Source organism: Pantoea sp. JV6, from assembly GCF_025910055.1.
Taxonomy (GTDB): domain Bacteria; phylum Pseudomonadota; class Gammaproteobacteria; order Enterobacterales; family Enterobacteriaceae; genus Pantoea; species Pantoea agglomerans.
The window spans coordinates 212,358-237,652 of sequence record NZ_JAPCIM010000018.1; the positions used below are offsets into that span (position 1 = coordinate 212,358).

General features: G+C 55.2%; 23 protein-coding genes. 1 reads left to right on the top strand and 22 read right to left on the bottom strand.

Annotated features, from left to right (window positions below; all coding sequences use genetic code 11):
* Nucleotides 1-16 precede the first annotated feature (16 nt).
* Nucleotides 17-1,459: a xylulokinase gene (gene xylB, locus OK412_RS17780; protein ID WP_264353401.1), complete on the top strand. Its 1,443-nt coding sequence runs from the start codon at nt 17-19 to the stop codon at nt 1,457-1,459.
* 166 nt (nt 1,460-1,625) lie between these two features.
* On the opposite strand, the gene OK412_RS17785 is transcribed toward xylB, so the two are convergent.
* The 22 genes from OK412_RS17785 to ovoA all read right to left on the bottom strand — a co-directional run bounded on the left by OK412_RS17785 (nt 1,626) and on the right by ovoA (nt 25,224).
* On the bottom strand, nt 1,626-2,864 hold the full coding sequence (locus OK412_RS17785; RefSeq protein WP_264353402.1) for an MFS transporter: 1,239 nt from the start codon (nt 2,862-2,864) through the stop codon (nt 1,626-1,628).
* Between the two features lie 107 nt (nt 2,865-2,971).
* Nucleotides 2,972-3,706: a phosphate signaling complex protein PhoU gene (gene phoU / locus OK412_RS17790; RefSeq protein ID WP_010258881.1), complete on the bottom strand. Its 735-nt coding sequence runs from the start codon at nt 3,704-3,706 to the stop codon at nt 2,972-2,974.
* 17 nt (nt 3,707-3,723) lie between these two features.
* Nucleotides 3,724-4,497, bottom strand: coding sequence for a phosphate ABC transporter ATP-binding protein PstB (gene pstB / locus OK412_RS17795; protein WP_010258879.1), 774 nt, complete (start codon nt 4,495-4,497; stop codon nt 3,724-3,726).
* 44 nt (nt 4,498-4,541) lie between these two features.
* Nucleotides 4,542-5,432, bottom strand: coding sequence for a phosphate ABC transporter permease PstA (pstA, locus tag OK412_RS17800; protein WP_010258878.1), 891 nt, complete (start codon nt 5,430-5,432; stop codon nt 4,542-4,544).
* Complete coding sequence (gene pstC, locus OK412_RS17805) at nt 5,429-6,391, bottom strand: phosphate ABC transporter permease PstC (RefSeq protein WP_010258877.1); 963 nt, start codon at nt 6,389-6,391, stop codon at nt 5,429-5,431. Before pstC ends, pstA begins: the two co-directional genes overlap by 4 nt.
* A gap of 87 nt (nt 6,392-6,478) precedes the next feature.
* Complete coding sequence (gene pstS, locus OK412_RS17810) at nt 6,479-7,522, bottom strand: phosphate ABC transporter substrate-binding protein PstS (protein ID WP_010258875.1); 1,044 nt, start codon at nt 7,520-7,522, stop codon at nt 6,479-6,481.
* 165 nt (nt 7,523-7,687) lie between these two features.
* Nucleotides 7,688-9,517: a glutamine--fructose-6-phosphate transaminase (isomerizing) gene (gene glmS / locus OK412_RS17815; protein WP_010672188.1), complete on the bottom strand. Its 1,830-nt coding sequence runs from the start codon at nt 9,515-9,517 to the stop codon at nt 7,688-7,690.
* Nucleotides 9,518-9,670: 153 nt separating this feature from the next.
* On the bottom strand, nt 9,671-11,041 hold the full coding sequence (gene glmU, locus OK412_RS17820) for a bifunctional UDP-N-acetylglucosamine diphosphorylase/glucosamine-1-phosphate N-acetyltransferase GlmU (protein ID WP_010258872.1): 1,371 nt from the start codon (nt 11,039-11,041) through the stop codon (nt 9,671-9,673).
* A gap of 160 nt (nt 11,042-11,201) precedes the next feature.
* Complete coding sequence (locus OK412_RS17825) at nt 11,202-11,621, bottom strand: F0F1 ATP synthase subunit epsilon (RefSeq protein ID WP_010258871.1); 420 nt, start codon at nt 11,619-11,621, stop codon at nt 11,202-11,204.
* Nucleotides 11,622-11,645: 24 nt separating this feature from the next.
* Nucleotides 11,646-13,043, bottom strand: coding sequence for a F0F1 ATP synthase subunit beta (gene atpD, locus OK412_RS17830; RefSeq protein WP_010258870.1), 1,398 nt, complete (start codon nt 13,041-13,043; stop codon nt 11,646-11,648).
* A gap of 30 nt (nt 13,044-13,073) precedes the next feature.
* Complete coding sequence (gene atpG / locus OK412_RS17835) at nt 13,074-13,940, bottom strand: F0F1 ATP synthase subunit gamma (RefSeq protein WP_010258869.1); 867 nt, start codon at nt 13,938-13,940, stop codon at nt 13,074-13,076.
* 52 nt (nt 13,941-13,992) lie between these two features.
* Nucleotides 13,993-15,534, bottom strand: a complete 1,542-nt coding sequence (gene atpA / locus OK412_RS17840) for a F0F1 ATP synthase subunit alpha (protein WP_010258868.1) — start codon at nt 15,532-15,534, stop codon at nt 13,993-13,995.
* Nucleotides 15,535-15,548: 14 nt separating this feature from the next.
* Nucleotides 15,549-16,082: a F0F1 ATP synthase subunit delta gene (gene atpH, locus OK412_RS17845; protein ID WP_003849530.1), complete on the bottom strand. Its 534-nt coding sequence runs from the start codon at nt 16,080-16,082 to the stop codon at nt 15,549-15,551.
* A 14-nt stretch (nt 16,083-16,096) separates the two neighbouring features.
* Nucleotides 16,097-16,567 (bottom strand): F0F1 ATP synthase subunit B, encoded by a 471-nt coding sequence (atpF, locus tag OK412_RS17850; RefSeq protein WP_003849528.1) that lies wholly within the window; start codon nt 16,565-16,567, stop codon nt 16,097-16,099.
* A 105-nt stretch (nt 16,568-16,672) separates the two neighbouring features.
* On the bottom strand, nt 16,673-16,912 hold the full coding sequence (gene atpE, locus OK412_RS17855; RefSeq protein WP_003849523.1) for a F0F1 ATP synthase subunit C: 240 nt from the start codon (nt 16,910-16,912) through the stop codon (nt 16,673-16,675).
* A 105-nt stretch (nt 16,913-17,017) separates the two neighbouring features.
* Nucleotides 17,018-17,836, bottom strand: coding sequence for a F0F1 ATP synthase subunit A (gene atpB / locus OK412_RS17860; protein WP_010258863.1), 819 nt, complete (start codon nt 17,834-17,836; stop codon nt 17,018-17,020).
* An 8-nt stretch (nt 17,837-17,844) separates the two neighbouring features.
* Entirely contained in the window at nt 17,845-18,225 is a 381-nt protein-coding gene (gene atpI, locus OK412_RS17865) for a F0F1 ATP synthase subunit I (protein WP_010258861.1), read from the bottom strand.
* A gap of 711 nt (nt 18,226-18,936) precedes the next feature.
* Nucleotides 18,937-19,554: a 16S rRNA (guanine(527)-N(7))-methyltransferase RsmG gene (gene rsmG, locus OK412_RS17870; protein ID WP_010258859.1), complete on the bottom strand. Its 618-nt coding sequence runs from the start codon at nt 19,552-19,554 to the stop codon at nt 18,937-18,939.
* Between the two features lie 48 nt (nt 19,555-19,602).
* Nucleotides 19,603-21,492: a tRNA uridine-5-carboxymethylaminomethyl(34) synthesis enzyme MnmG gene (gene mnmG / locus OK412_RS17875; RefSeq protein ID WP_010258857.1), complete on the bottom strand. Its 1,890-nt coding sequence runs from the start codon at nt 21,490-21,492 to the stop codon at nt 19,603-19,605.
* Nucleotides 21,493-21,924: 432 nt separating this feature from the next.
* Nucleotides 21,925-22,365, bottom strand: a complete 441-nt coding sequence (gene mioC / locus OK412_RS17880; RefSeq protein ID WP_010258855.1) for an FMN-binding protein MioC — start codon at nt 22,363-22,365, stop codon at nt 21,925-21,927.
* Between the two features lie 155 nt (nt 22,366-22,520).
* Nucleotides 22,521-22,982 (bottom strand): transcriptional regulator AsnC, encoded by a 462-nt coding sequence (asnC, locus tag OK412_RS17885; protein WP_003849496.1) that lies wholly within the window; start codon nt 22,980-22,982, stop codon nt 22,521-22,523.
* Between the two features lie 103 nt (nt 22,983-23,085).
* Nucleotides 23,086-25,224 carry a 5-histidylcysteine sulfoxide synthase gene (gene ovoA, locus OK412_RS17890; protein ID WP_264353403.1) on the bottom strand — a complete coding sequence of 713 codons (2,139 nt, stop codon included), beginning with the start codon at nt 25,222-25,224 and terminating at the stop codon, nt 23,086-23,088.
* Nucleotides 25,225-25,295 lie beyond the last annotated feature (71 nt).

Sequence of the window (25,295 nt, forward strand, 5' to 3'; positions counted from 1 at the left end):
CCTTCAGGAGCAGAGCATGTTTATCGGGATCGATTTAGGCACCTCTGGCGTCAAAGTGGTGCTGATGGATGCACAAGGCAACGTGGTGGCGACGGAAACAGCGCCGCTGCAGGTTTCGCGTCCGCAGCCATTGTGGAGCGAGCAGGATCCCGAAAGCTGGTGGCAGGCGCTGGATTTGGCCATGCAGGCGCTGAGCGCGCAGCAGGATCTGCGCGCGGTGCAGGCCATCGGGCTGAGCGGACAGATGCATGGCGCAACGCTGCTCGACAGTGCAAATCAGGTATTACGACCGGCCATGCTCTGGAATGATGGGCGCAGCGAGGCGCAGTGCCGGGAGCTGGAACAGAAGGTGCCGGATTCGCGGGCGATCACCGGCAACCTGATGATGCCCGGCTTCACGGCTCCCAAGCTGCTGTGGGTTCAGCAACATGAACCAGCAATATTCAATCAGATCGCTCACGTGCTGTTGCCCAAAGATTACCTGCGCTGGCGATTGAGTGGCGACTTCGCCACTGATATGTCAGATGCAGCAGGCACGATGTGGCTGGATGTGGCGCTGCGTGACTGGAGCGATGCGATGCTGCGCGCCTGCGACCTCAGCCGCGATCAGATGCCGCAACTCTATGAGGGCAATGCCCTGACCGGCACCTTACATGCCGAACTGGCCACACGCTGGAGGATGAACGCCGTGCCGCTGGCGGCGGGCGGTGGCGACAATGCTGCGGGTGCGATTGGTGTCGGCATGACCGAACCGGGCCAGGGTATGCTGTCGCTGGGTACGTCGGGCGTCTACTTCGTGGTGAGCGACGGCTATCTCAGCAATCCGCAGCGCGCGGTACACAGCTTCTGTCATGCGTTACCCCAGCGCTGGCATCTGATGTCGGTGATGCTCAGCGCAGCCTCCTGCCTGGACTGGGCAGCGACGCTGACCGGTTGCAGAGATGTTCCTGAGCTGCTGGCTGAAGCTGAACGCGCGCGCGATGACGTGCCCGGGCTGTGGTTTCTGCCCTATCTTTCCGGTGAGCGCACGCCGCACAATAACCCGAATGCCCGGGGTGCTTTCTTTGGCTTTACCCACCAGCATGGCCGTCCCGAGCTGGCGAGATCGGTGCTGGAAGGCGTAGGGTTTGCGCTGGCGGAGGGCATGGACGCGCTGCACGACTGTGGCGTTCAGCCAAAGAGCATTATGTTGATCGGCGGCGGCGCACGCAGTGCACTGTGGCGTCAGATGCTGGCAGACATCAGCGGCCAGACGCTGGATTACTGCCATGGCGGGGAGGTTGGCCCGGCGCTGGGGGCCGCCAGGCTGGCGCAGCAGGCGCTGGATGCAGAGGTCACCGTGCCGACCCCGGTTCTGGTGCAGCGACACCAGCCGGATCCGGCCCGGGTAGCGCACTACCAGCCGCGTCGGGAGACCTTTGCGACGCTTTATCAACAGCTCCTGCCGCTGATGAAGTAAACCTGCGAGAACGCTCTGCCTGTTATGAATTTAAATCGCCTGTTAACGGATCCCCCTGCCATGTAATGCCAGGGGGTAATGAAGGCAGAACAGGTGATCGTGAGCCATATTACTGACCCGGAATGGCCGGAATGATACTTACTCCAGCCATACCATCACGGCAGCATCAGCCGATCGCGCCCAGCGTATCTTCCTGACCCTGTTTCTTCGGCAGCAGGAACAGCGTCGCCGCAATATCCAGCAGATAAATCAGCGCCAGCAGGGTAATCGCCGCCGTAAACGAGAACTGGCTCGCCAGCAGACCAATTACCACCGGGCCGAAGCCGCCCACACCACGACCAAGGTTGAACAGGACGTTTTGCGCGGTGGCACGCACCTGCGGCGGAAAGGTATCGGAAATCAGCGCGCCATAACCGCCAATCATGCCGTTAACAAACATCCCCATGATCGCGCCGGTCAATAACATGATGTTCGGGTCGCGCAGCTGAGCATACACCACCACCATCACTACTGCGCCAAACTGATAGAGCAGGAAGATTTTCCAGCGAGCGAAGCGGTCGGCCAGTACACCAAACAGCCAGATGCCAAAGGTCATCCCGACCACGGTCACCGCGGTCCAGAGGCCCGACTTCGTCAGGCTGAAGCCAAAGCTGGAGGAGAGGTAACTCGGCATCCAGATCATCAGCCCGTAGTAACCAAAGTTCTGTACTGAACAGAGGATAAAAATGCCCAGGCTGGCTTTGGCGGTGGCGCGATCGCGCACCAGCAGTTTCAGGCGCGCCGGAAAAGAGAGTGACGGCACATGTTTAACCTGCCGCTGATACGCCTCCGGTTCACCCATGCCGCGACGAATGGCAAACGAGACCAGCGCAGGCAACAAGCCGACCAGAAACATGCCGCGCCAGCCGATGATAGTCAGCAGCGGCGGTGTGATAAAGGCCGCCATCAGCACCCCGAGTTGCCAGCCTATACCGACCCACGCTGATGCGCGATTACGCTTCTCCACAGGCCAGGCTTCGGCAATCAGCGCCATGCCGATACCAAATTCGCCACCCAGACCGACACCCGCCAGCGTTCGCCAGGCGAGCAGATCCCAGTAGCCCTGCGCCACCGCGCACAGGCCGGTAAAGACCGAGAAGACCAGAATCGTGACGGTGAGCATGCGGATGCGGCCATAGCGGTCGCTGAGATGACCAAATACGATGCCACCGATAACCGCGCCAATCAGCGTCCAGGTCACCAGCGATCCCGCCTGTGATGGGTTGAGCGCCAGCGAAACACTGATAGCCGGCAGCATAAAGCCGAGTATCAGCAGGTCAAATCCATCCATGGCATAACCGCTGACCGCAGCCAGCATCGCTTTGCCCGGCGTTACGCCCGGCTTAGATTGGGGAGAAGGGGACATCGTTGCGCACCTCATAAAGAAAAGTGCCGCAATTATAGAGAGAGTTCAGGATGTGACCAATTGAAAAGGCTTATCCCTGCGCCGATCAGGCGCAGGAAGAAGATTTATCAGGAAGGTCTGTTGCTGCCGTCATCGCCCGACAGTAATTCATCGAGCCGGTCGCCGCCAACGTGACGGAAATCCTGACCTTTGACGAAATAGAAGATGATTTCGCAGATGTTCTGGCAACGATCGCCGATACGCTCAATGGCGCGGGCACAGAATAGCGCCGTCAGCACACTGGGAATGGTGCGCGGATCTTCCATCATGTAGGTCATCAGCTGACGCACAATGCCTTCGTACTCTTTATCCACCTTTTTATCTTCACGGTAGATAGTGATCGCTTCGTTGAGATCCATGCGTGCAAAAGCGTCCAGCACATCATGCAGCATCTGTACGGTGTGACGACCCAGCGACTCAAGGCTGACCAGCAGCGGCAAATGCTGCTGACCAAACTTCTCCAGCGCCGTGCGGCTGATCTTCTCCGCCACGTCGCCAATCCGTTCCAGCTCAGAAATGGCTTTGATGATCGCCATCACCAGTCGCAAATCGATCGCGGTTGGCTGACGTTTGGCGATGATGCGCACGCAGGCTTCATCAATCTCCACTTCCATCATATTGACCTTCTGGTCACCGTCGATCACCCGCTGCGCCAGTTCGCCATCCAGATTATGCATAGCGGTAATTGCATCGGTCAGCTGCTGCTCGACCATACCGCCCATGATCATCACCTGGGTACGGATATGCTCCAGCTCGGCATTGAACTGACCGGAGATGTGCTTATTCAGATTAAGATTATCCATGTCGATCTCCTGTCAGATCAGCCGTAGCGGCCAGTTATATAATCTTCGGTTTGCTTCTGGGCGGGTTTAGTGAACAGCGTGTCGGTATCGCTGAACTCAATCAGTTCGCCCAGATACATGAAAGCCGTATGGTCAGAGCAGCGTGCAGCCTGTTGCATGTTGTGCGTCACGATCACCACGGTGTAATCCTGTTTCAGCTCGGTGATCAGCTCCTCAATACGGCCAGTAGAGATAGGATCAAGCGCAGAGCAGGGCTCATCCAGCAACAAGACTTCCGGGCGAATCGCGATACCGCGGGCAATGCACAGACGCTGCTGCTGGCCGCCGGAGAGACTGTAACCGCTCTGATGCAGCTTGTCTTTGGTTTCATTCCACAGCGCGGCTTTGGTCAGCGCCCACTGCACGCGCGCATCCATATCGGCACGCGACAGCTTTTCAAACAGGCGAACGCCAAAGGCGATGTTGTCATAGATCGACATCGGGAACGGCGTAGGCTTCTGAAACACCATGCCGACCCGGGCACGCAGCAGCGCGATATCCTGCTGAGTCGCCAGAATGTTTTCGCCATCCAGCAGAATGTCCCCTTCAGCCCGCTGATCCGGATAGAGCGAGTACATTTTGTTGAAGGTCCGCAGCAGGGTCGACTTACCACAGCCCGATGGCCCGATAAACGCAGTCACCTGATTCTTAGCGATATCCAGATTGATGTTCTTCAGCGCATGATATTTGCCGTAATAGAAGTTCAGATTACGGACCTGAATTTTATCGGCTGATGCTGTCGCGATACTCATAATTCATCTCTCTTATACGGCGCCGCACAGGGCCGCGCCGGAAATTAACCGTGTTTACCTTTGGCGAAAATCACCCGCGCCACGATGTTCAGCACCAGCACGCAGAGGGTGATAATCAGCACACCTGCCCAGGCCAGGCTCTGCCATTCGGCGAACGGGCTCATGGCGAACTTAAAGATGGTGACCGGCAGGTTCGCCAGCGGCTGCATCATGTCGGTGCTCCAGAACTGGTTCGAGAGCGCCGTGAACAGCAGCGGTGCCGTTTCACCTGCAATGCGCGCAATCGCCAGCAGCACACCCGTGATGATGCCGGAGACCGACGCTTTCAGGGTGATAGACGCGATCATCTTCCACTTGGGCGTACCCAGCGCGTAAGCCGCTTCACGCATACTGTCTGGCACCAGTCGCATCATGTTTTCGGTGGTACGAATCACAATCGGCACCTGCAGCAGCGCCAGCGCAATCACCCCGGCCCAGCCGGAGAAGTGCTGCATCTGCGACACCACAAGGGTGTAGACGAACAGGCCGACCACAATCGAGGGTGCCGAAAGCAGAATGTCGTTAATAAAGCGGATCACTTCTGCCAGTGGCGACTTGCGCCCATATTCCGCCAGATAGATACCCGCCATGATGCCCAGCGGTGTGCCGAAGAAGGTAGACCAGAAAATCAGTAATCCGCTGCCTGCCAGGGCGTTAGCCAGCCCGCCGCCCGCGGTATTGGGTGGTGGCGTTGATTCGGTGAACAGGGACCAGGAGAGCCCATCCACGCCGCGCGATACGGTGGTGAACAGGATCCACACCAGCCAGAACAGGCCAAAAGCCATGGTCAGCAGCGACAGCGTCAGCGCAATTTTATTTTTAGTGCTGCGCCAGGACTGCATTTTACGGCGTGATGCGTCCAGTTCGGCGCGCGCCTGAATTTCAATTGTGGTCATGAGCGCGCTCCTTCACTTTTCGCCAGCCGCATAATCATCAGCTTTGAAATCGCCAGCACGATAAAGGTAATCACAAACAGGATCAGTCCCAGCTCCATCAGCGCGGCGACGTGCACGCCCGATTCCGCTTCAGCGAACTCGTTGGCCAGCGCCGAGGTGATGCTGTTACCCGGCATAAACAGTGACGGGCTGTCGAGCTGGTAGGTGTTGCCGATAATAAAAGTCACCGCCATGGTTTCACCCAGCGCACGACCCAGTCCGAGCATCACACCGCCAATCACGCCATTTTTGGTAAAGGGCAGTACGATGCGCCAGATCACTTCCCAGGTGGTGCAGCCGATGCCGTAGGCTGACTCTTTCATCATCACCGGGGTCTGCTCAAAGACGTCGCGCATCACCGAGGCGATATAAGGGATGATCATGATCGCCAGAATCACACCCGCCGCGAGGATGCCGATACCGAAAGCGGGGCCGGAGAAAAGCTCGCCGACAATCGGAATGCCCGATATCACGTCATTGACCGGTGTCTGGAAGTATTCGGCAAACAGCGGCGCGAAAACAAACAGACCCCACATGCCATAAACAATACTGGGAATGGCTGCCAGCAGCTCAATGGCGGTGCCCAGCGGGCGACGCAGCCAGCCTGGCGCGAGTTCAGTCAGGAACAGCGCGATACCAAAACTCACCGGTACTGCGATAATCAGGGCAATAATGGAGGTCACAAGGGTGCCGTAGATCGGTACCAGTGCACCAAATTGTTCGTTGGGCGCATCCCAGGTTTTGGTCCACAAAAAGGCGAAACCAAACTTCTGGATGCTGGGCCACGAGGAGATGATCAGGGAGACAATAATGCCGCCCATCAGTAACAGGACAATCAGCGCAGCCAGCCTGACCAGCGCGCCAAAAATTCTGTCACCTTGTTTGCCTGGGGCTTTGAATGCCGGCTTCGTTGCAGCCATAGAAGTCTCAGTCTTCAGAAGTTATCAGGACGGCATGACGCCGCCCGTTGAGTCTGACCGGACTGCTGTCCGGTCAGGGTCGGTCAATTACTGATAAAGCGCTTTACCAGAACTGTCTTTGATGTTGGCTTTCCAGGCGGCGCGAATCTGTTCAGTCACGCTCTCTGGCAGCGCAGCATAGTCCAGCGCTGTGGCGGTTTTGCTGCCGCTTTTGTAAGCCCAGTCGAAGAATTTCAGTACTTCAGCGCCTTTGGCCGCATTAGCCTGATCTTTGTAGATCAGAATAAAGGTGGTTGACGAGATTGGCCAGGCATCAGCGCCCTTCTGGAAGGTCAGATCCTGCGCGAACGATTTGCTCCAGTCAGCGCCTTTCGCGGCATTACTGAAGCTGGTTTCGCTTGGGGCGACCGCTTTGCCATCGGCATCGATCAATTTGGTGTAGGTCAGGTTGTTCTGTTTGGCGTAGGCGTACTCCACGTAGCCGATTGAACCCGGCAGACGCTGAACAAACGCGGCGACGCCGTCGTTGCCTTTACCACCCAGACCGACCGGCCAGTTAACGGTGTTACCTTTACCAATTTTGCTGTTCCAGTCCGGGTTCACTTTCGCCAGATAGCTGGTGAACACGAACGAGGTGCCTGAACCGTCAGCGCGACGTACCACGTTGATGTTGGTCTCTGGCAGTTTCACGCCTGGGTTAAGTTTAGCAATCGCCGGGTCGTTCCACTTTTTGATGGTGCCGAGGTAGATATCACCGACGGTTTTGCCATCCAGCGTCAGCTGACCTGACTTGATACCCGGCAGGTTAACCGCCAGCACTACGCCACCGATCACGGTAGGGAACTGGAACAGGCCATTTTTCTGCAGATCTTCATCTTTCATTGGCGCATCGGACGCACCGAAATCGACGGTTTTAGCGATGATCTGTTTCACGCCGCCAGATGAACCAATACCCTGGTAGTTAACTTTGCTACCGGTGGCTTTTTGATATTCTGCTGCCCACTTGGCATAAACCGGCGCCGGGAACGTCCCGCCTGCGCCAGTGAGATCGGTTGCCGCAAAAGCAGATACCGCGCTTACGGCGAAGGTGGTGGCGAGGATTCGGGCTACGGTGCTACGCATCAGTGTCATATTCCCTCCAGGGGAGAAAAGTCAGGCTTGGGGCCGTTTTAGTAAGAATCTGTGATTGCTGCAGGAGGGAAAATAGGACAGTTTGATGACAGTGAAATGTACGAAATATGACAGTTATATGACAGAGGGCCAGAGCAAAGTGGGCCCGCGACGGGGCCCACCCGGTTATTCCACAGTAACCGATTTTGCCAGGTTACGTGGCTGATCGACGTCGGTCCCTTTGATCAGGGCGACGTGATAGGAGAGTAACTGTAGCGGCACCGTGTAGAAGATGGGCGCAATGACCTCTTCGACATGCGGCAACGGGATGATCTTCATGCCGTCACTGTCGCTGAAGCCCGCATCCTGATCGGCAAAGACATAGAGCAGTCCACCGCGTGCGCGTACCTCTTCGATGTTGGATTTGAGCTTCTCCAGCAGTTCGTTGTTAGGTGCCACCACGATCACCGGCATGTCCGCATCAATCAGCGCCAGCGGGCCATGTTTCAGCTCGCCTGCGGCGTAGGCTTCCGCATGAATGTAGGAGATCTCCTTGAGCTTCAGCGCCCCTTCCATGGCAATCGGATATTGATCGCCACGGCCCAGGAATAGCGCGTGATGCTTGTCAGAGAAGCCTTCCGCCAGATTCTCAATCAGCTTATCCTGCGCCAGCATCTGCTCAATCCGGTTCGGCAACGCCTGCAGTGCATGAACGATCTCATGTTCAGTCTCGGCAGACATCCCTTTCAGACGGCCCAGTTTCGCCACCAGCATCAGCAGCACCGCTAACTGGGTGGTGAACGCTTTGGTAGAGGCGACGCCGATTTCGGTGCCCGCTTTGGTCATCAGCGCCAGGTCAGATTCCCGCACCAGTGATGAACCGGCCACGTTACAGACCGCCAGCGAGCCCAGGTAGCCCAGCTCTTTAGAGAGACGCAGCGCCGCCAGGGTATCTGCCGTTTCACCCGACTGCGACAGGGTGATCAGCAGGCTGTTTTTGCGCACCGCTGATTTGCGGTAGCGGAATTCCGAGGCAATCTCGACATCACAGGGCAGGTTTGCCAGCGACTCAAACCAGTAGCGTGACACCATGCCGGAGTTGTACGAGGTGCCGCAGGCGATAATCTGGATATGCTCAACCTGGCTCAGCAGCGCTTCTGCGCCCGCGCCCAGTTCGCTGAGATCAACCTGACCCTGGCTGAACCGACCGCTCAGGGTGCTTTTCAGCGCCATGGGCTGTTCGTAGATCTCTTTCTGCATGTAGTGACGGTAAATGCCTTTGTCACCGGCATCATATTGCAGGTTCGACTCGATCTCGGCACGGGTCACGGTGTTGCCTTCACGGTCGATCACCGTGACATCGCGACGGCTGATTTCGGCGATATCACCCTCTTCCAGATAGATGAACCGACGGGTCACCGGCAGCAGGGCCAGCTGATCCGAGGCGATAAAGTTTTCGCCCATGCCACGACCAATCACCAGCGGGCTGCCGGAACGGGCCGCCACCAGCAGTGACGGATCGCGGCTGTCCATGATCACCATGCCATAGGCACCGCGCAGCTGCGGAATCACACGCAGTACGACTTCACGCAGCGAACCGCCCTGCTTCTGCTCCCAGTGAACCAGATGCGCCACCACTTCGGTGTCCGTTTCAGAGGCAAAGACATAACCGCGCGCGATCAGTTCAGCACGCAATGGCTCATGATTTTCAATGATGCCGTTGTGCACGATGATGATGTGCTCTGAGACGTGCGGATGCGCGTTCGCTTCCGACGGCTCGCCATGGGTTGCCCAGCGCGTGTGCGCGATGCCGGTGCCACCAATCAGCGGTTGCTGCTCAGCGGCTTCCGCCAGTTTCTGCACTTTTCCTAAACGCCGCAGGCGCGTGACGTGCCCCTGACGATCGACCACGGCCAGACCGGCCGAATCATATCCGCGATATTCAAGACGACGCAGACCTTCCAGCAGAATCTCTGCGATATCACGTTGCGCTACTGCACCAACAATTCCACACATAATGATGTTTTCCTGACTACATGGCTTTTCGCCACTTCTGTTGTCATGCGACCTGATATCCGGCTTTGCCGGTTCCCCGAGCCTTGTAGAGAGTGGGGATTATAGTTTTGGCACTGCACTGCATCGGCCCGCATTAAAGCGGGCCGTTAAAATTTATTTTTTCTTCACCGGACGCTGCCAGTCCGCTTTGTGATTCTGCTCTTTACGGTTATAGACCAGACCGGCCTGGGTCACATCTTTCATGATGGTCGTGCCCGCCGCAATGGTGGTCCCTGCCGCGATGCTGACCGGCGCCACCAGCTGGGTATCTGAGCCCACAAACACATCATCGCCAATCACGGTTTTGAATTTGTTCGCACCGTCGTAGTTGCAGGTAATGGTGCCTGCACCGATATTTACGTTGTCGCCAATCTCCGCATCACCGAGATAGGAGAGGTGCCCCGCTTTCGATCCTCTGCCCAGACGCGCTTTCTTCATTTCGACGAAGTTGCCCACGTGGGCAGCATCGGCCAGTTCGCTGCCAGGACGCAGACGGGCAAAAGGTCCGACGGTGCAGGCAGTGGCGAGATTCGCATCCTCGATCACCGAATAGGGGCTGATTTCACAGTCATCGCCAATCACGCTGTTTTTGATAATGCAGCCCGCGCCGATTCTGACGCGTGCGCCCAGCGTGACCTGGCCTTCAATAATGACGTTGGTGTCAATTTCAACATCCCGCCCGTGCGTCAGCGTCCCGCGCAGGTCAAAACGGGCCGGATCGCGCAGCATCACGCCAGCCAGCAGCAGTTTTTCCGCCTGTTCAGCCTGGTAAGTGCGCTCTAATGTCGCCAGCTGCAGCCGGTTATTGACGCCATCGGTTTCACTGATGCGTGCCGGATGAACCGCGTTGATCACCCGACCTTCCTGATGCGCCAGCGCGATAATATCGGTGATGTAATACTCACCCTGCGCATTATTGTTGGTGAGCTGCGCCAGCCAGCGTTTTAAATCGCCGCCGTTGGCGATCAGAATGCCGGTGTTGATCTCTTTAATGGTGAGCTGCGCCGGACTGGCATCTTTCTGTTCGATAATGCCGGTGATGGTGTCGTTCTCACGCACAATGCGGCCATAACCGGTTGGGTCGTCCAGTACCACGGTAAGTAAGCCAATGCCGCCCTGCGGTTTGGCTTCGCGCAGCCGCTGTAATGTCGCCTGAGAGATGAGCGGCACGTCACCGTAAAGCATCATGATATCTTCATCATCCGCGAATGCAGGCGCTGCCTGCTGCATCGCATGGCCAGTGCCGAGCTGCTCGGCCTGCAGTACCCAGTTGAGCGAGCTGTCAGTGAGGGTCGCCTTCAGGCGATCGCCGCCGTGACCATAAACCAGATGGACCTGCTGTGCGCCCAGCCCTTTAGCCGCGTCAATCACATGCTGAACCATGGGTTTGCCTGCCAGCGTATGCAGAACTTTAGGCAGATCGGAATACATACGGGTGCCCTTGCCAGCAGCAAGGATCACCACACTCATCGCACTGTTAGACATAACTATCCTGAGTGAATTTTTACGGGTGAAAGTAAAACGGTTTGGGATTGAGATTACTACATTTTTCTCAGGCCGAAATTAGGCGGACAGGCAGATCAGGCGCAGCAGACAAAAAAAATGCCAGCCCGAGGGCTGGCATTTCATGACGCATAAAGCTGGATTACATCGCTTTTTTGGTCAGTTCGATCACGCGCAGTTTAGCAATGGCTTTCGCCAGCTCGGCAGAGGCCTGAGCATAGTCCACGTCGCCGTGGCTGCTGTTCATATGGTCTTCTGCTTTGCGTTTTGCTTCCAGAGCGCGTGCTTCATCCAGATCGGTACCGCGGATAGCGGTATCGGCCAGAACGGTGCTGCTGCCCGGTTGCACTTCCAGCACGCCGCCAGAGAGGTAGATAAACTCCTCTTCGCCGTGCTGTTTCACGATACGGATCATTCCAGGCTTAATGGCAGTCAGCAGCGGCGCATGGCCAGGGAAAATCCCCAGTTCACCTTCGCTACCTGACACCTGAATTTTCTGTACCAGACCAGAGAACAACTGCTCCTCTGCGCTGACCACATCCAGGTGATAAGTCATAGCCATAATCTTCCTCCCGGGAAACCGTTATTACAGTTTCTTCGCTTTTTCCACGGCTTCTTCGATGGCGCCAACCATGTAGAAGGCCTGCTCTGGCAGGTGGTCAAACTCACCTTCCATGATGCCTTTAAAGCCACGGATAGTGTCTTTCAGCGTCACGTATTTGCCCGGTGAACCGGTGAATACTTCTGCAACGAAGAACGGCTGAGACAGGAAGCGCTGAATCTTACGCGCACGTGCCACCAGCAGTTTGTCTTCTTCAGACAGCTCATCCATACCGAGGATGGCGATGATGTCTTTCAGTTCCTGATAACGCTGCAGCAGTGACTGAACGCCACGTGCAACATCATAGTGCTCCTGACCGACAACCAGCGGATCCAGCTGACGGCTGGTAGAGTCCAGCGGGTCAACGGCCGGGTAGATACCCAGAGAGGCGATCTGACGGCTCAGCGTTACCGTTGAGTCTAAGTGCGCAAAGGTAGTTGCTGGTGATGGGTCAGTCAGGTCATCCGCAGGGACGTAAACGGCCTGTACGGAGGTGATTGAACCGGTCTTGGTGGAGGTAATACGCTCCTGCAACACACCCATCTCTTCTGCCAGCGTTGGCTGGTAACCTACCGCAGATGGCATACGACCCAGCAGTGCAGAAACTTCTGTACCGGCCAGGGTATAACGGTAGATGTTATCGATGAACAGCAGAACGTCGCGACCTTCATCACGGAATTTTTCCGCCATGGTCAGACCGGTCAGTGCTACGCGCAGACGGTTACCCGGCGGCTCGTTCATCTGGCCATAGACCAGTGCAACTTTATCGATAACGTTAGAGTCAGTCATTTCGTGGTAGAAGTCGTTACCCTCACGAGTACGCTCACCCACACCGGCAAACACTGAGTAACCTGAGTGTTCAGCCGCGATGTTACGGATCAGTTCCATCATGTTGACGGTTTTACCTACACCCGCACCACCGAACAGACCGACTTTACCGCCTTTAGCAAACGGACACATCAGGTCGATAACCTTGATGCCGGTTTCCAGCAGTTCCTGCGAGTTAGACTGATCTTCATAAGAAGGGGCTGCGCGGTGAATAGAGGCGATCTCTACTGCGCTGCCATCTTCTTCTTTCAGCTCGCCTTTCATATCGATTGGCTCGCCGAGAACGTTCATGATACGGCCCAGGGTCGCTTTACCGACGGGTACCTGAATCGGTTTCTGCAGGTCGTTGACGCTCAGACCACGCTTCAGGCCGTCAGACGTACCCATTGCGATGGTACGTACTACGCCGCCGCCGAGCTGCTGCTGAACTTCCAGCACCAGACGCGCATCACCATTCATAACCTCGAGGGCGCTGTACACTTGCGGTACCGCGTCCTGAGGGAATTCGACGTCAACAACGGCGCCGATAATCTGGACAATCTTTCCAGTTGCCATCTTGAATCCTCTACCTAATTCCAAACCTGGTTAAACCGCGGAGGCTCCACCGACAATCTCGGTAAGTTCCTGGGTGATGCTGGCCTGACGAGCTTTGTTGTACACCAACTGCAGCTCTTTGATCAGATTTCCGCCGTTATCGGTTGCGGCTTTCATCGCTACCATACGTGCGGCCTGCTCACTGGCCAGATTTTCCACCACACCCTGATAAACCTGCGATTCGACATAACGACGCAGCAGGGTATCCAGCAGCGCTTTCGGATCGGGTTCATACAGGTAATCCCAGGTCTTCGCCTTCATCTCTTCTTCACCTTCCGCTGGCGGTAACGGCAGCAGTTGGGTGATGGTCGGAGTCTGAGACATGGTGTTATTGAATTTGTTATTGACGATCATCAGCTTGTCGATGCGGCCTTCATCATAAGCCTGCAACATCACTTTTACCGGGCCAATCAGGTCAGACAGGGTAGGTTTATCACCCATGCCACTGACTTGCGCCACAATGTTGCCACCCACAGCATTAAAGAATGACGCCCCTTTTGAACCGATAATCGACAGATCGCTCTGCACGCCTTTATCGGACCAGGACTTCATATCCGCCAGTAACTTTTTGAACAGGTTAATGTTCAAACCACCACAAAGCCCGCGGTCAGTTGAAACGACCAGGTAGCCGACGCGCTTGACGTCGCGCTCTTCCAGGTAAGGGTGCTTGTATTCCAGATTACCCAACGCAAGGTGACCAATCACTTTGCGCATGGTTTCTGCATACGGACGGCTGGCCGCCATGCGTTCCTGCGTTTTACGCATCTTGGAGGCGGCGACCATTTCCATCGCTTTGGTGATCTTCTGCGTGTTTTTCACGCTTCCAATCTTGCTTCGTATCTCTTTTGCGCCGGCCATTAGCTTCTCCTCAAAGCCTTGCGGCCTGCCTTTTCAGACAAGCCGCCAGACATTACCAGGACTGGGTTGCTTTAAACGTCTCGACCAGGCCTTTCAGCTTGGCTTCGATATCGTTATTAAAGTTACCCGACTGGTTGATTTCAGCCATCAGCTCAGCGTGGTCGCGATCGGCGAAGGCCAGCAGTGCAGCTTCGAAGCTGCCAATTTTTGCCAGTTCAACGTCGTTCAGATAGCCACGCTCTGCAGCGAACAGAACCAGACCCTGCTGCGCAACAGACATCGGCGCATACTGTTTCTGCTTCAGCAGCTCGGTCACTTTCTGACCGTGGCTCAGCTGTTTGCGGGTTGCATCATCCAGATCAGAGGCAAACTGCGAGAATGCCGCCAGTTCACGATACTGTGCCAGCGCGGTACGGATACCACCGGACAGTTTCTTGATGATCTTGGTCTGTGCAGCACCACCTACGCGGGATACCGAAATACCTGGGTTAACGGCCGGACGAATACCGGAGTTGAACAGGTTCGATTCCAGGAAGATCTGACCATCAGTAATCGAGATTACGTTGGTCGGAACGAACGCAGAAACATCGCCCGCCTGGGTTTCGATGATCGGCAGCGCGGTCAGTGAACCGGTTTTACCTGTCACTGCGCCATTGGTGAAACGCTCTACATAATCAGCGCTTACGCGTGATGCACGTTCCAGCAGACGGGAGTGGAGATAGAACACGTCGCCAGGGAATGCTTCACGACCTGGTGGACGGCGCAGCAGCAGAGAAATCTGACGGTACGCGACAGCCTGCTTAGAAAGGTCATCGTATACGATCAGCGCATCTTCACCGCGGTCACGGAAGTATTCGCCCATCGCACAGCCTGCGTACGGAGAGAGATACTGCAGTGCAGCAGATTCAGAAGCAGACGCCACAACAACGATGGTGTTCTGCAGTGCGCCATGCTCTTCCAGCTTACGAACCACGTTAGAGATGGTTGAGGCTTTCTGACCAATCGCAACGTAGACACACTTGATGCCTGAGTCGCGCTGGTTGATGATCGCATCGATCGCCATTGCGGTTTTACCGGTCTGACGGTCACCGATGATCAGCTCACGCTGGCCACGGCCGATTGGAATCATCGCATCGACCGACTTATAACCGGTCTGAACCGGCTGGTCGACTGACTGACGGTCGATAACGCCAGGTGCAATGACTTCAACCGGTGAGAAACCGTCGTTGTCGATTGCGCCTTTACCGTCGATAGGAGCACCCAGGGTGTTCACTACGCGGCCCAGCAGGCCACGGCCTACCGGTACTTCAAGAATACGGCCAGTACACTTAACCTTCATGCCTTCGGCGAGGTCAGCGTAAGGGCCCATCACCACTGCACCAACCGAGTCACGCTCGAGGTTCAGGGCGATAGCGTAACGGTTGCCCGGCAGGGCAATCATCTCACCCTGCATGACATCGGCCAGGCCGTGTACGCGGATGATACCGTCACTTACAGAAACAATCGTACCTTCGTTGTGAGCTTCACTCACGACATTGAACTGAGCAATGCGCTGCTTGATCAGTTCGCTGATTTCGGTGGAATTCAGTTGCATATGCTCCAGTCCCCTTAAGACTGCAAGACGTCAGCCAGACGGTCAAGACGGCCGCGTACGCTGCCATCAATAACCAGATCACCCGAACGGATGATCACGCCTGCCATCACAGACTTATCAATTTTGCAATTCAGCTTAACTTTGCGTGACAGACGTTTTTCCATCGCGGCGCTGATTTTATTCAGCTGGTCGTCACTCAGCGTACTGGCGGAGATAACATCAACTTCAGCGGTGGCTTCATGAGCGTCACGCAGTTCGATGTATTGGGCCAGTACAGCCGGAAGCGCTGTCAAACGTCCGTTTTCCGCCATCACCTTAATCAGGTTCTGCGCGGGTTCATCCAGTTGATCACCACAGACTGCGTTAAACGACGCTGCCAGCGCTTCGGGTGCTAATGCACCTGAGAGAAGATCAGCCATCTGTTCATTGCGAGCCACTTCTGCGGCAAACGCCAGCATCTGTTGCCAGCGTTCAATACTTTGATGCTCAACAGCAAAGTCAAAAGCTGCTTTGGCGTAGGGGCGAGCTACAGTAATCAGATCAGACATCAGCCCCTCCCTCCTTACAGTTCAGCGACCAGTTTATCAACGATGTCGCTGTTAGCAGCTTCATCCACGGAGCGTTCGATGATCTTCTCGGCGCCAGCCATAGCCAGCAACGCGACCTGCTTACGCAGTTCTTCACGCGCACGTTTGCGTTCAGCGTCAATTTCAGCCTGCGCTTGTGTCACGATGCGATTACGTTCGTTTTCAGCTTCGGTTTTGGCTTCGTCCAGAATCTGCGCGCGACGCTTGTTCGCTTGCTCGATAATGACCTGAGCGTCTTCTTTGGCTTTTTTCAGCTGGTCGGTCGCATTAGCCTGCGCGAGATCCAAATCTTTCTTTGCACGTTCAGCAGAAGCAAGGCCTTCAGCAATTTCTTTCTGGCGCTTTTCGATAGCAGCCATGAGCGGCGGCCATACGTACTTCATGCAGAACGCGACAAACAGGATGAACGCGATAGCCTGGCCGAGGATTGTTGCATTAATGTTCACAGCACAATGCCTCTAGATTGAGTATTTAACTTTTCTGCCGTTATCAACGATAAGCGGCAGAATCCGTTCACCCTTGCACATTGTGCGCTGAGTGAACACAGGGCTTTAGGCGACAGCAAACATCACGTACAGACCCAGACCAACAGCGATCATCGGGATTGCATCCACCAGACCCATTACAACAAAGAACTGCGTACGCAGCAGAGGAATCAGGTCAGGCTGACGAGCAGCGCCTTCCAGGAATTTTCCTCCGAGGATGCCGATACCGATCGCAGCACCGATTGCCGCCAGGCCCATCATCACAGCGGCAGCCATGTACAGCAGATCCATATTCAGGTTTTCCATGACAGTCTCCAGTTTGTTTCAGTTAAATGCTCCCTTCATCTTCCGGGCTTCAGCGGTGTGCGCTGCAACCCGAAATCAAGAGGGAAAGTAGTGTTGAGAAAAAAATCAATGTTCTTCAGATGCCATCGACAGATAGACAATCGTGAGGACCATGAAAATGAAAGCCTGTAGCGAAATGATCAGGATGTGGAAAATGGCCCACGGCACATTCAGCACCCACTGCGACCACCACGGCAACAGACCGGCAATAAGGATAAAGATCAGTTCACCCGCATACATGTTACCGAACAGTCGTAAACCCAGTGATACAGGCTTAGACAGCAGGCTCACACCTTCCAGAATCAGGTTGATCGGGATGAAGATCGGGTGGTTAAAAGGCTGCAGCGTCAGCTCTTTAGTGAAGCCGCCAATGCCTTTCATTTTGATGCTGTAGAACAGAATCAAAATAAATACGCCCAACGCCATAGATAGCGTGATGTTCACGTCTGCAGATGGTACGACGCGCAGCGCCGGTAACCCCAATACGTGCTCGCCAATATATGGCAGCAAGTCGATTGGCAGCAGATCCATGAAGTTCATCAGGAAGACCCAGACAAAGATTGTCAGAGCCAGCGGGGCGATAAGTTTGCTCTTACCGTGATACATGTCGCGCACGTTACTATCGACGAAACCGACAACCAGTTCGATAGCCGCCTGCATTTTCCCTGGCACACCGCTGGTGGCAGATTTTGCCACGCTACGGAACAACACCAGGAAGATGATTCCCAGCACCATAGAGAAAAACATGGAATCGATATTTAATACCCAGAACGTCGCGGGAGCGTCGTGCGGATTCACTATCTCGAAGGTACGCAGGTCCAACTGAAGATGAGTCAGGTGGTGACCAATGTACTCTTGCGGAGTAGAGATTTCTCCTGCAGCCATGATGCCTCTTACCCTTTGTTGTTAATTACCGCCGGTGCCAGCATTTGTACCACCAGCACCGATAACCAGGTTATTCCGACCGGCCAGAAAACCGCTCCGAATAGACCCAACGCCACAATGAGCAAAATGATGGTCGCAAACACTTTGGCTATTTCACCCAAAGCGAAGCTCCACGCGACTCGCCCCGAAGCTGGGGTTTGCCCCTGCAGGCGCCAGGCTAAAAACAAAAACAATACGTTTGGCAGCCAGGCTGCCGCACCGCCAGCAAGAGCAGAGAGACCCCAGATGACATCTTTAAGAGCAAAGAGTGCACCGATGATGACTATCGTCACCAGCTGAATCATCAGCACCGTTCGGGCGTATTTTACACTGTAAAGAGACACTGACATGACGCTGATACTCTCCTGCCCCGTTAGGGGTATGTCGCGTGTCGTATAAGACTGCCTTTGCGCAGTTGAGTCAAGCAGCAAAAGCCGTGCAAATTATACGGGCCGCACCTGCGATTTCAATCGGTAAGTAGCGAAAAGGTGAACAATTATTTAAATTTCTTTCCGGAGGGCTATTTTTCCAAAGATTACCCTGCAGAGATTCACCCTAATCTGACTGAAAATTCCCTCGCAACTTGCTTTTAAAGCGTGCTTTAGATCACATAATAAGCACATTCACTACACTGAGTTTTATCTTCGCGCTATTTAAGAACAATCTGTATTACAAATTAACTCAATAAAATCAAAGCATTGAAATTATAAAAATGCATCTGCAAGACTATTTTCACAGAAAACACGCTATTGACATCGAACTGTGCTTAAGAATCGTGTAATTGATATTACGCACGCAAAGTTATTACCGCGATATATTTTCTGCCGTGACTACTTTTATTCAGCGACCCGCCTATACAAGTGATATTTCTGATAACTGAATGTGAATTAAACGTTAAATGTAACAGAGCTTTTCGGATAATTTCCGTCAGCGTTTTAACCTTCGGTCAGCCAGGGCTTAATCAAAATCTTTTATTGATAGCGCATCATCTGCACTTTTTTCATCCCGGAACTGACGAAAATCACTGGCAGATAAACGCTAAATCTCTGCCAGTCGAAAGCCTACTGGTGACGAAGAATGACCAGGTGGCGATCACCTTCCAGCTGCGGTACCTGCAACTTAATCACAGCATCAGAGACGTAGCCTGCCGGTAACTCCGCAATTTCATCGTCCGGACGCACGCCTTTCAGCGCGAAGAAGCGCCCTTCTCTTCCCGGCAGATGATGACACCAGTTCACCATGTCGGTCAGCGAGGCAAATGCACGACTGATCACGCCATCAAAGGGCGGCTCAGCCGGGAACGCCTCAACCCGGCTCTGCACCGGAGTAATGTTAGTGAGTCCTAACTCATGCTGAACCTGACGCAGGAAACGCACCCGCTTGCCCAGGCTGTCGAGCAACGTAAAGTGCGCATCAGGCATCACGATAGCCAGCGGAATGCCAGGCAGTCCTGGTCCGGTTCCAACATCAATGAAACGTGAGCCTTGCAGATGCGGCGCCACCACGATGCTGTCGAGGATATGGCGTACCAGCATCTGCTGCGGATCGCGCACTGATGTCAGATTGTAGGCTTTGTTCCACTTATCCAGCAGGCCGACATAGGCAACCAGCTGCTGTTTTTGTTGATCGGAGAGGGAAATACCGGCTGCCTGTAGCAGCGACGTGAGTGTGTTGATCACAGCATAAGTCCATTCAGCGGGGGCGAGTCTCCTCGCCCCGTTTTCAGATCAGGCGCTTTTACGCAGCAGACCCTGTTTTTTCAGATAGATAAGCAGAATTGAGATGGCCGCCGGCGTAATGCCGGAGATACGCGTCGCCTGACCAATCGAACTCGGTTTGTGATCGTTCAGCTTGGCGATAACCTCATTTGAGAGGCCGTTCACCTGGCGATAGTCGAGCTCCACCGGTAACAGCGTGTTCTCGTTGCGCAGCTGGCGATCGATCTCTTCCTGCTGACGCGCGATATAACCTTCATATTTGACCTGAATCTCAACCTGCTCAGCGGCCTGCTCATCAGCCAGTGCCGGACCAAAGGCATCCAGCGTCATCAGCTTCAGATAGGTCAGCTCAGGACGGCGCAGCAGATCTTCGCCGCTCGCTTCTTTGGTCAGCGGCGCGCTGAGTACCGTATTCACTTCCGTCACGTGCTCTGACTTCGGATGGACCCAGATATCGCGCAGGCGCTGACGCTCCTGTTCAATCGCTTCCAGCTTCTGATTGAAACGCGCCCAGCGCGCATCATCCACCAGACCCAGTTCACGACCGGTTTCGGTCAGACGCAGATCGGCATTGTCTTCGCGCAGCATCAGACGATATTCAGCACGGGAGGTAAACATCCGGTACGGCTCTTTGGTACCGAGCGTACAGAGGTCATCAACCAGTACGCCCAGATAAGCCTGGTCACGACGTGGTGCCCAGCCCTCTTTGTCCGCAGACTGACGGGCGGCATTCAGACCCGCCAGCATCCCCTGCGCAGCGGCTTCTTCGTAGCCGGTTGTGCCGTTGATCTGGCCGGCAAAGAACAGGCCGTGAATAAATTTGCTCTCCAGCGTCAGTTTGAGATCGCGTGGATCGAAGAAGTCATACTCGATGGCATAGCCCGGACGCACGATCTTCGCATTCTCCATGCCCTGCATGGAACGAACGATCTGAATCTGCACATCGAATGGCAGACTGGTTGAGATGCCATTCGGGTAGATCTCATTGCTGGTCAGCCCTTCCGGCTCCAGGAAGATCTGATGCGAGTTACGATCGGCAAAGCGCATCACTTTGTCTTCGATAGACGGGCAATAGCGTGGACCGATCCCCTCGATGATCCCGGCATACATCGGGCTGCGATCCAGATTATTGCGGATCACCTCATGGGTTTTCTCATTGGTGTGAGTGATCCAGCACGGTACCTGCTGCGGATGCTGAGACGCATTGCCCATAAACGAGAACACCGGCATCGGGTTATCGCCGTGCTGCGGGCTGAGCACTGAAAAATCGATGGTGCGCGCATCGATACGCGGTGGCGTACCAGTCTTGAGGCGGTCTACCCGCAGCGGCAGCGCACGCAGTCGTTTTGCCAGCGGAATGGACGGGGGATCACCTGCACGACCGCCACTGTAATTATCCAGACCGATATGAATTTTGCCGTCAAGAAACGTGCCGACGGTGAGTACGACGGTTTTCGCGCGGAACTTCAGTCCCATCTGGGTGACTGCACCCACCACACGATCGTTTTCCACGATAAGATCGTCGACCGCCTGCTGGAAGATCATCAGATTGGGCTGGTTCTCCAGTGCCGTACGCACTGCCTGGCGATAGAGCACGCGATCCGCCTGAGCACGGGTTGCCCGCACTGCCGGACCTTTGCTGGCGTTTAGTATCCTAAACTGGATACCCGCCTGGTCAATCGCACTGGCCATCAGACCACCCAGGGCATCCACTTCCTTCACCAAATGTCCTTTGCCAATCCCACCAATCGCCGGGTTACAGGACATTTGTCCAAGCGTATCAATGTTATGGGTGAGTAACAGGGTTTGCTGACCCATTCGGGCTGCCGCCATTGCGGCTTCGGTGCCCGCATGACCACCACCAATTACGATGACGTCAAAAGGATCCTGATAAAACATGAAGTGGTACCTCGGTTGATGAACTTGCAGGATCGTCGTCCTGGGGCGTGGATTCTACTCAAATTCCGTCTGGGGTGAAAGCCGCGGGATCGTCCGGTTTTAAAAGAAAGGATCTTAGATCTGTATATGATCTTTCTGTTAGATCTCTTATTAGGATCCCGCTTTTCTGTGGATATGTGCCAGAAGCACAGCAGAAACAACAGGATGAAGAGGATCACTACCTGTTAGTGATCGGTGATCCTGATCCGTATAAGCTGGGATCAAAATGGCATGTTATCCACAGCTCAAAATTCATTCTACGGTTGTTCTTTGGATAACTACCGGTTATACGCAGTAAAAGAGGGTAGTTATCCACAAAATAAACGAGCGGAAAAGGATAAAATCAGCATGTTCCACTGGGGATCGTCACTATTTCGCGATCCCCAGCCCCCTTCAGATCGCCTTTTTCCAGCTTTCCAGCCAGGCTTCCGCGGGATCTTCAGGGATCTCATGCTCCAGCACATCAATCTCCAGACGATCGCCGATCTGGCGGGCACCCTGAGCAATTAACAGGGCTTCAATCTGGCGGATCGCGCCACAAAAGAGATCATATTCATGATTGCCGAGTCCGATGGCACCAAACCGGACCTGTGAGAGATCGGGCTGGCTTTCCGTGATGGCTTCGAACAGCGGCAGCAGGTTATCGGGAATATCGCCTGCACCGTGAGTTGAACAGACCACCAGCCAGATACCCTCATGTGGCACTTCATCCAGCTCCGGGCCATGCAGCATCTGCGTTGAGAAGCCCGCTTCCTGTAATTTTTCTTCCAGATGTTCAGCCACATACTCTGCGCTACCCAGAGTACTGCCACTGATTAAGGTAATATCGGCCATCTTGCTCTCCCGGACATTAAGGCGAGCATTGTACGCTGTGATCAAGCGGTGATCCACCTGTGGACAACAGGGTTAATAGATTAAGAGAAGCGAACGCAGCCGTTGCCAGCCGCCACATTCGTCAGGGATAAGATTATGCACAAGGCGGAGAAGGATCAGGGCTTGATAGTGCGCATGATCGGGTTTTGCAGCGAGATCAGCGTTTCCGTCGACTGAATTTCATCTATGGTCTGGATCTTGTTGATCAGCACCTGTTGCAGGGCATCAATGGACCGGCACATCACCTTAATAAAGATGCTGTAGTGGCCGGTGGTGTACCAGGCTTCAACCACTTCATCCAGCGCATCCAGTTTGCTCAGCGCCGCCGGATAGTCACGCGCGCTCTTAAGGATGATGCCGATAAAACAGCAGACATCAAACCCCAGCTGGCGCGGATCGATATCAACCCGGGTGCCCAGGATAATGCCCGCCTGCTTCATCTTCTCCACGCGGACATGAATGGTGCCGGGGCTGACGTTAAACTGTTTTGCCAGCTCGGCGTAAGCAGTGCGCGCATTGTCGAGCAGGGCATTCAGAATGCCGCGATCCAGGTTATCGAGCTGCAGATGTTCGGCCATGGCCATCCTCGTTATTGGTCTGCTTAAGTAAACAAGGATGAATGTGCAGCAAAATAGTGGTTCAGGCAACTCCCGGCAGCGACGGGCGTCGCTGCCGGTTCACTTAGCGTTTGCGCCAGACGGTGACCTGCGCCAGCGTGTGCTGGAACTTGCGGGCCGTTTCGCGGATCACAAACGGTTTATCCTGCGGTTCATCGACCAGGTCGAAGTCGGCCGCCAGCAGACGTTGCAGTGCCTGCAGCGTCGTCAGTGCCTCACCGTTTTCACGCACGCCGCCCAGCCAGTTCTCCTTCGGCGTGAAATCCTCCAGCCAGGTATAGGGCGAGGAGAGCACCAGAATGCCGCCCTGACGCAGCATCGGCGTGACATCCCGCAGGAAGCGTGCGGGCTGACGCAGGCGATCGATCAGGTTGGATGCAAGTACCAGATCGTAACGGGCGGGTTGCGGCTTAAGGTTACAGGCGTCGCCCTGAACAAACTGAATCCGCTGCGCCAGTTCGCTCTCCAGCGCGAAATCTTTCAGGCGAACCTGCCGATACTCCACCAGATCGCCTTCCTGTGGCAGGAGATAACGGAAGTCTTCGCCGCTGGCCAGCTGAAGCGCCACATCGATGAAGCGCGCCGAGTAGTCCATGCCGGTGACACGTTCAAAGTGGCGGGCCAGTTCAAAACTGGCGCGTCCGGTGGCACAGCCGATATCCAGTGCCTCGCCGCGTGCTGTGGTGTAGTTCAGCGCCAGGTTTACCAGGCTTTCGGCATAGTTATCCACCCCGAAATAGCGCGGGCCATACTGGAAGTCGAGGTATTGCGACACCATGGCGTCAGATTCATATGGGTTCAGCGCCATGGTTTCCTGATGGCTGGAAACCACGTAGCGGAAACCGGCATGCTGGAAGAAGTGGCGGCGGAACGCATAGCGTGCCGATTTCAGCGCTTCGTTGCCGGTCGATATCCAGCTACCGCCTTTGATCAGCGAATGTTTGCCATCAAAGGTCGGGGTAGAGAAATCATCGTAAAGCGGGTGGACTTTAAAATCTTCAAAGCCGTTGGTCGGCGTGGTCGTCCACTGCCAGACGTTACCGACGATATCGAAGAAGTCGCCCTGGGCGAAGAGATCGACCGGTGAAGAGGAAGCCCAGTACGCCAGGTTAATGTTGCCCGGTGCCCGATCCCAATCCGGCTGATCGCCCGCGACCTGTTCGCGCAGCTGAGCCCACTCCGCTTCACAGGGGAGCTGAACACTCATTCCCGTCTGATCCGCTTTCCAGCGGCAGAAGGCCGCCGCTTCCAGCTGGTTAACCTCGGCTGGCCAGTCCCACGGCATTGCGACTTCTTCACACATCAGACGCAGTTTAAGCTGATCGGGCATCGCAGGCGTGCCGACCCAGAAGGTGGGCATCTCCGCTTTTGCAAACTGACACCAGCCCCAGCCTTCGTCATCCCACCAGCGAGCGTCCTGATAACCCCCCGCCTCAACGAACGCCAGGAATTCCGCGTTGCTGACCAGCATTTTGCTCGCCCTGAACGGCTGCAGCGCGATCTGCTGGCGGCCATATTCGACATCCCAGCCATAGGTCTCGTCGGTTTTACCCAGCGTGACGGTGCCGCCGGGCATCGGCAGCAGGGTATTGGCCGGAACAGCCTCGCGCTGGTGGCGCGCCATCGGGCAGACCGGCCACGCAGGCTGGGGTTTCACCCACCCGACCGGTAACTGGCGTATCAGTACGCTGGACGTTTCCAGATGAATACGCTCATGCTCAATGCCCATCAGGATCACCCAGGCCGGACTCTCCCAGGTGATCGGCAGAGTCAGCGGCAGGGTCTGGATCAGATCGCTGACCAGCGCTTTAACGCGCCCGCGGTATTCGCGGACTTCTTCGACAGTGGGCCAGTCATAGTGGCTGTCGTTGAGATCGTCCCAGCTCATCTCATCCACACCAATCGCCATCATCGCTTCGATACGATCGTCCAGACGCGCGTCGATAAGGCGTCCGGCCATCAGCTTATTAATGTAGAAGGTAGCGGTGTGGCCAAAATAGAAGATTAAAGGATGGCGCAGCGGAATGGCTTTGGTAAACCAGGCCTGGGAATCGGCCAGACAGGTAAACAGACTTTCATACTGTTCCCAGGTCTGGTGGAAATAGGCCAGCAATTCGGCACGTTTTTGTTCAATGTTATGGCCGGAGAGCAGTAGCGTTCGCGTCGGCGCAGGCAGATCGCGATGAGGTTGAGCAAGCGTCACAGGAAGCTCCAGATTGCTGAGTAAGTGAAACGGTAATTTACTATAGCAAATATGCATTTCTGCCCGATGAC

Bases quoted from the DNA above. Each gene is read 5' to 3' on its own strand.
- atpB (WP_010258863.1), bottom strand. From the start codon at position 17,836: ATGGCTGCAGGAGAAATCTCTACTCCGCAAGAGTACATTGGTCACCAC.
- atpH (WP_003849530.1), bottom strand. From the start codon at position 16,082: ATGTCTGATCTGATTACTGTAGCTCGCCCCTACGCCAAAGCAGCTTTT.
- phoU (WP_010258881.1), bottom strand. From the start codon at position 3,706: ATGGATAATCTTAATCTGAATAAGCACATCTCCGGTCAGTTCAATGCC.
- glmU (WP_010258872.1), bottom strand. From the start codon at position 11,041: ATGTCTAACAGTGCGATGAGTGTGGTGATCCTTGCTGCTGGCAAGGGC.
- pstB (WP_010258879.1), bottom strand. From the start codon at position 4,497: ATGAGTATCGCGACAGCATCAGCCGATAAAATTCAGGTCCGTAATCTG.
- asnC (WP_003849496.1), bottom strand. From the start codon at position 22,982: ATGGCCGAACATCTGCAGCTCGATAACCTGGATCGCGGCATTCTGAAT.
- atpI (WP_010258861.1), bottom strand. From the start codon at position 18,225: ATGTCAGTGTCTCTTTACAGTGTAAAATACGCCCGAACGGTGCTGATG.
- atpG (WP_010258869.1), bottom strand. From the start codon at position 13,940: ATGGCCGGCGCAAAAGAGATACGAAGCAAGATTGGAAGCGTGAAAAAC.
- mioC (WP_010258855.1), bottom strand. From the start codon at position 22,365: ATGGCCGATATTACCTTAATCAGTGGCAGTACTCTGGGTAGCGCAGAG.
- mnmG (WP_010258857.1), bottom strand. From the start codon at position 21,492: ATGTTTTATCAGGATCCTTTTGACGTCATCGTAATTGGTGGTGGTCAT.
- pstS (WP_010258875.1), bottom strand. From the start codon at position 7,522: ATGACACTGATGCGTAGCACCGTAGCCCGAATCCTCGCCACCACCTTC.
- OK412_RS17825 (WP_010258871.1), bottom strand. From the start codon at position 11,621: ATGGCTATGACTTATCACCTGGATGTGGTCAGCGCAGAGGAGCAGTTG.
- OK412_RS17785 (WP_264353402.1), bottom strand. From the start codon at position 2,864: ATGTCCCCTTCTCCCCAATCTAAGCCGGGCGTAACGCCGGGCAAAGCG.
- atpD (WP_010258870.1), bottom strand. From the start codon at position 13,043: ATGGCAACTGGAAAGATTGTCCAGATTATCGGCGCCGTTGTTGACGTC.
- pstC (WP_010258877.1), bottom strand. From the start codon at position 6,391: ATGGCTGCAACGAAGCCGGCATTCAAAGCCCCAGGCAAACAAGGTGAC.
- atpA (WP_010258868.1), bottom strand. From the start codon at position 15,534: ATGCAACTGAATTCCACCGAAATCAGCGAACTGATCAAGCAGCGCATT.
- glmS (WP_010672188.1), bottom strand. From the start codon at position 9,517: ATGTGTGGAATTGTTGGTGCAGTAGCGCAACGTGATATCGCAGAGATT.
- atpE (WP_003849523.1), bottom strand. From the start codon at position 16,912: ATGGAAAACCTGAATATGGATCTGCTGTACATGGCTGCCGCTGTGATG.
- xylB (WP_264353401.1), top strand. From the start codon at position 17: ATGTTTATCGGGATCGATTTAGGCACCTCTGGCGTCAAAGTGGTGCTG.
- pstA (WP_010258878.1), bottom strand. From the start codon at position 5,432: ATGACCACAATTGAAATTCAGGCGCGCGCCGAACTGGACGCATCACGC.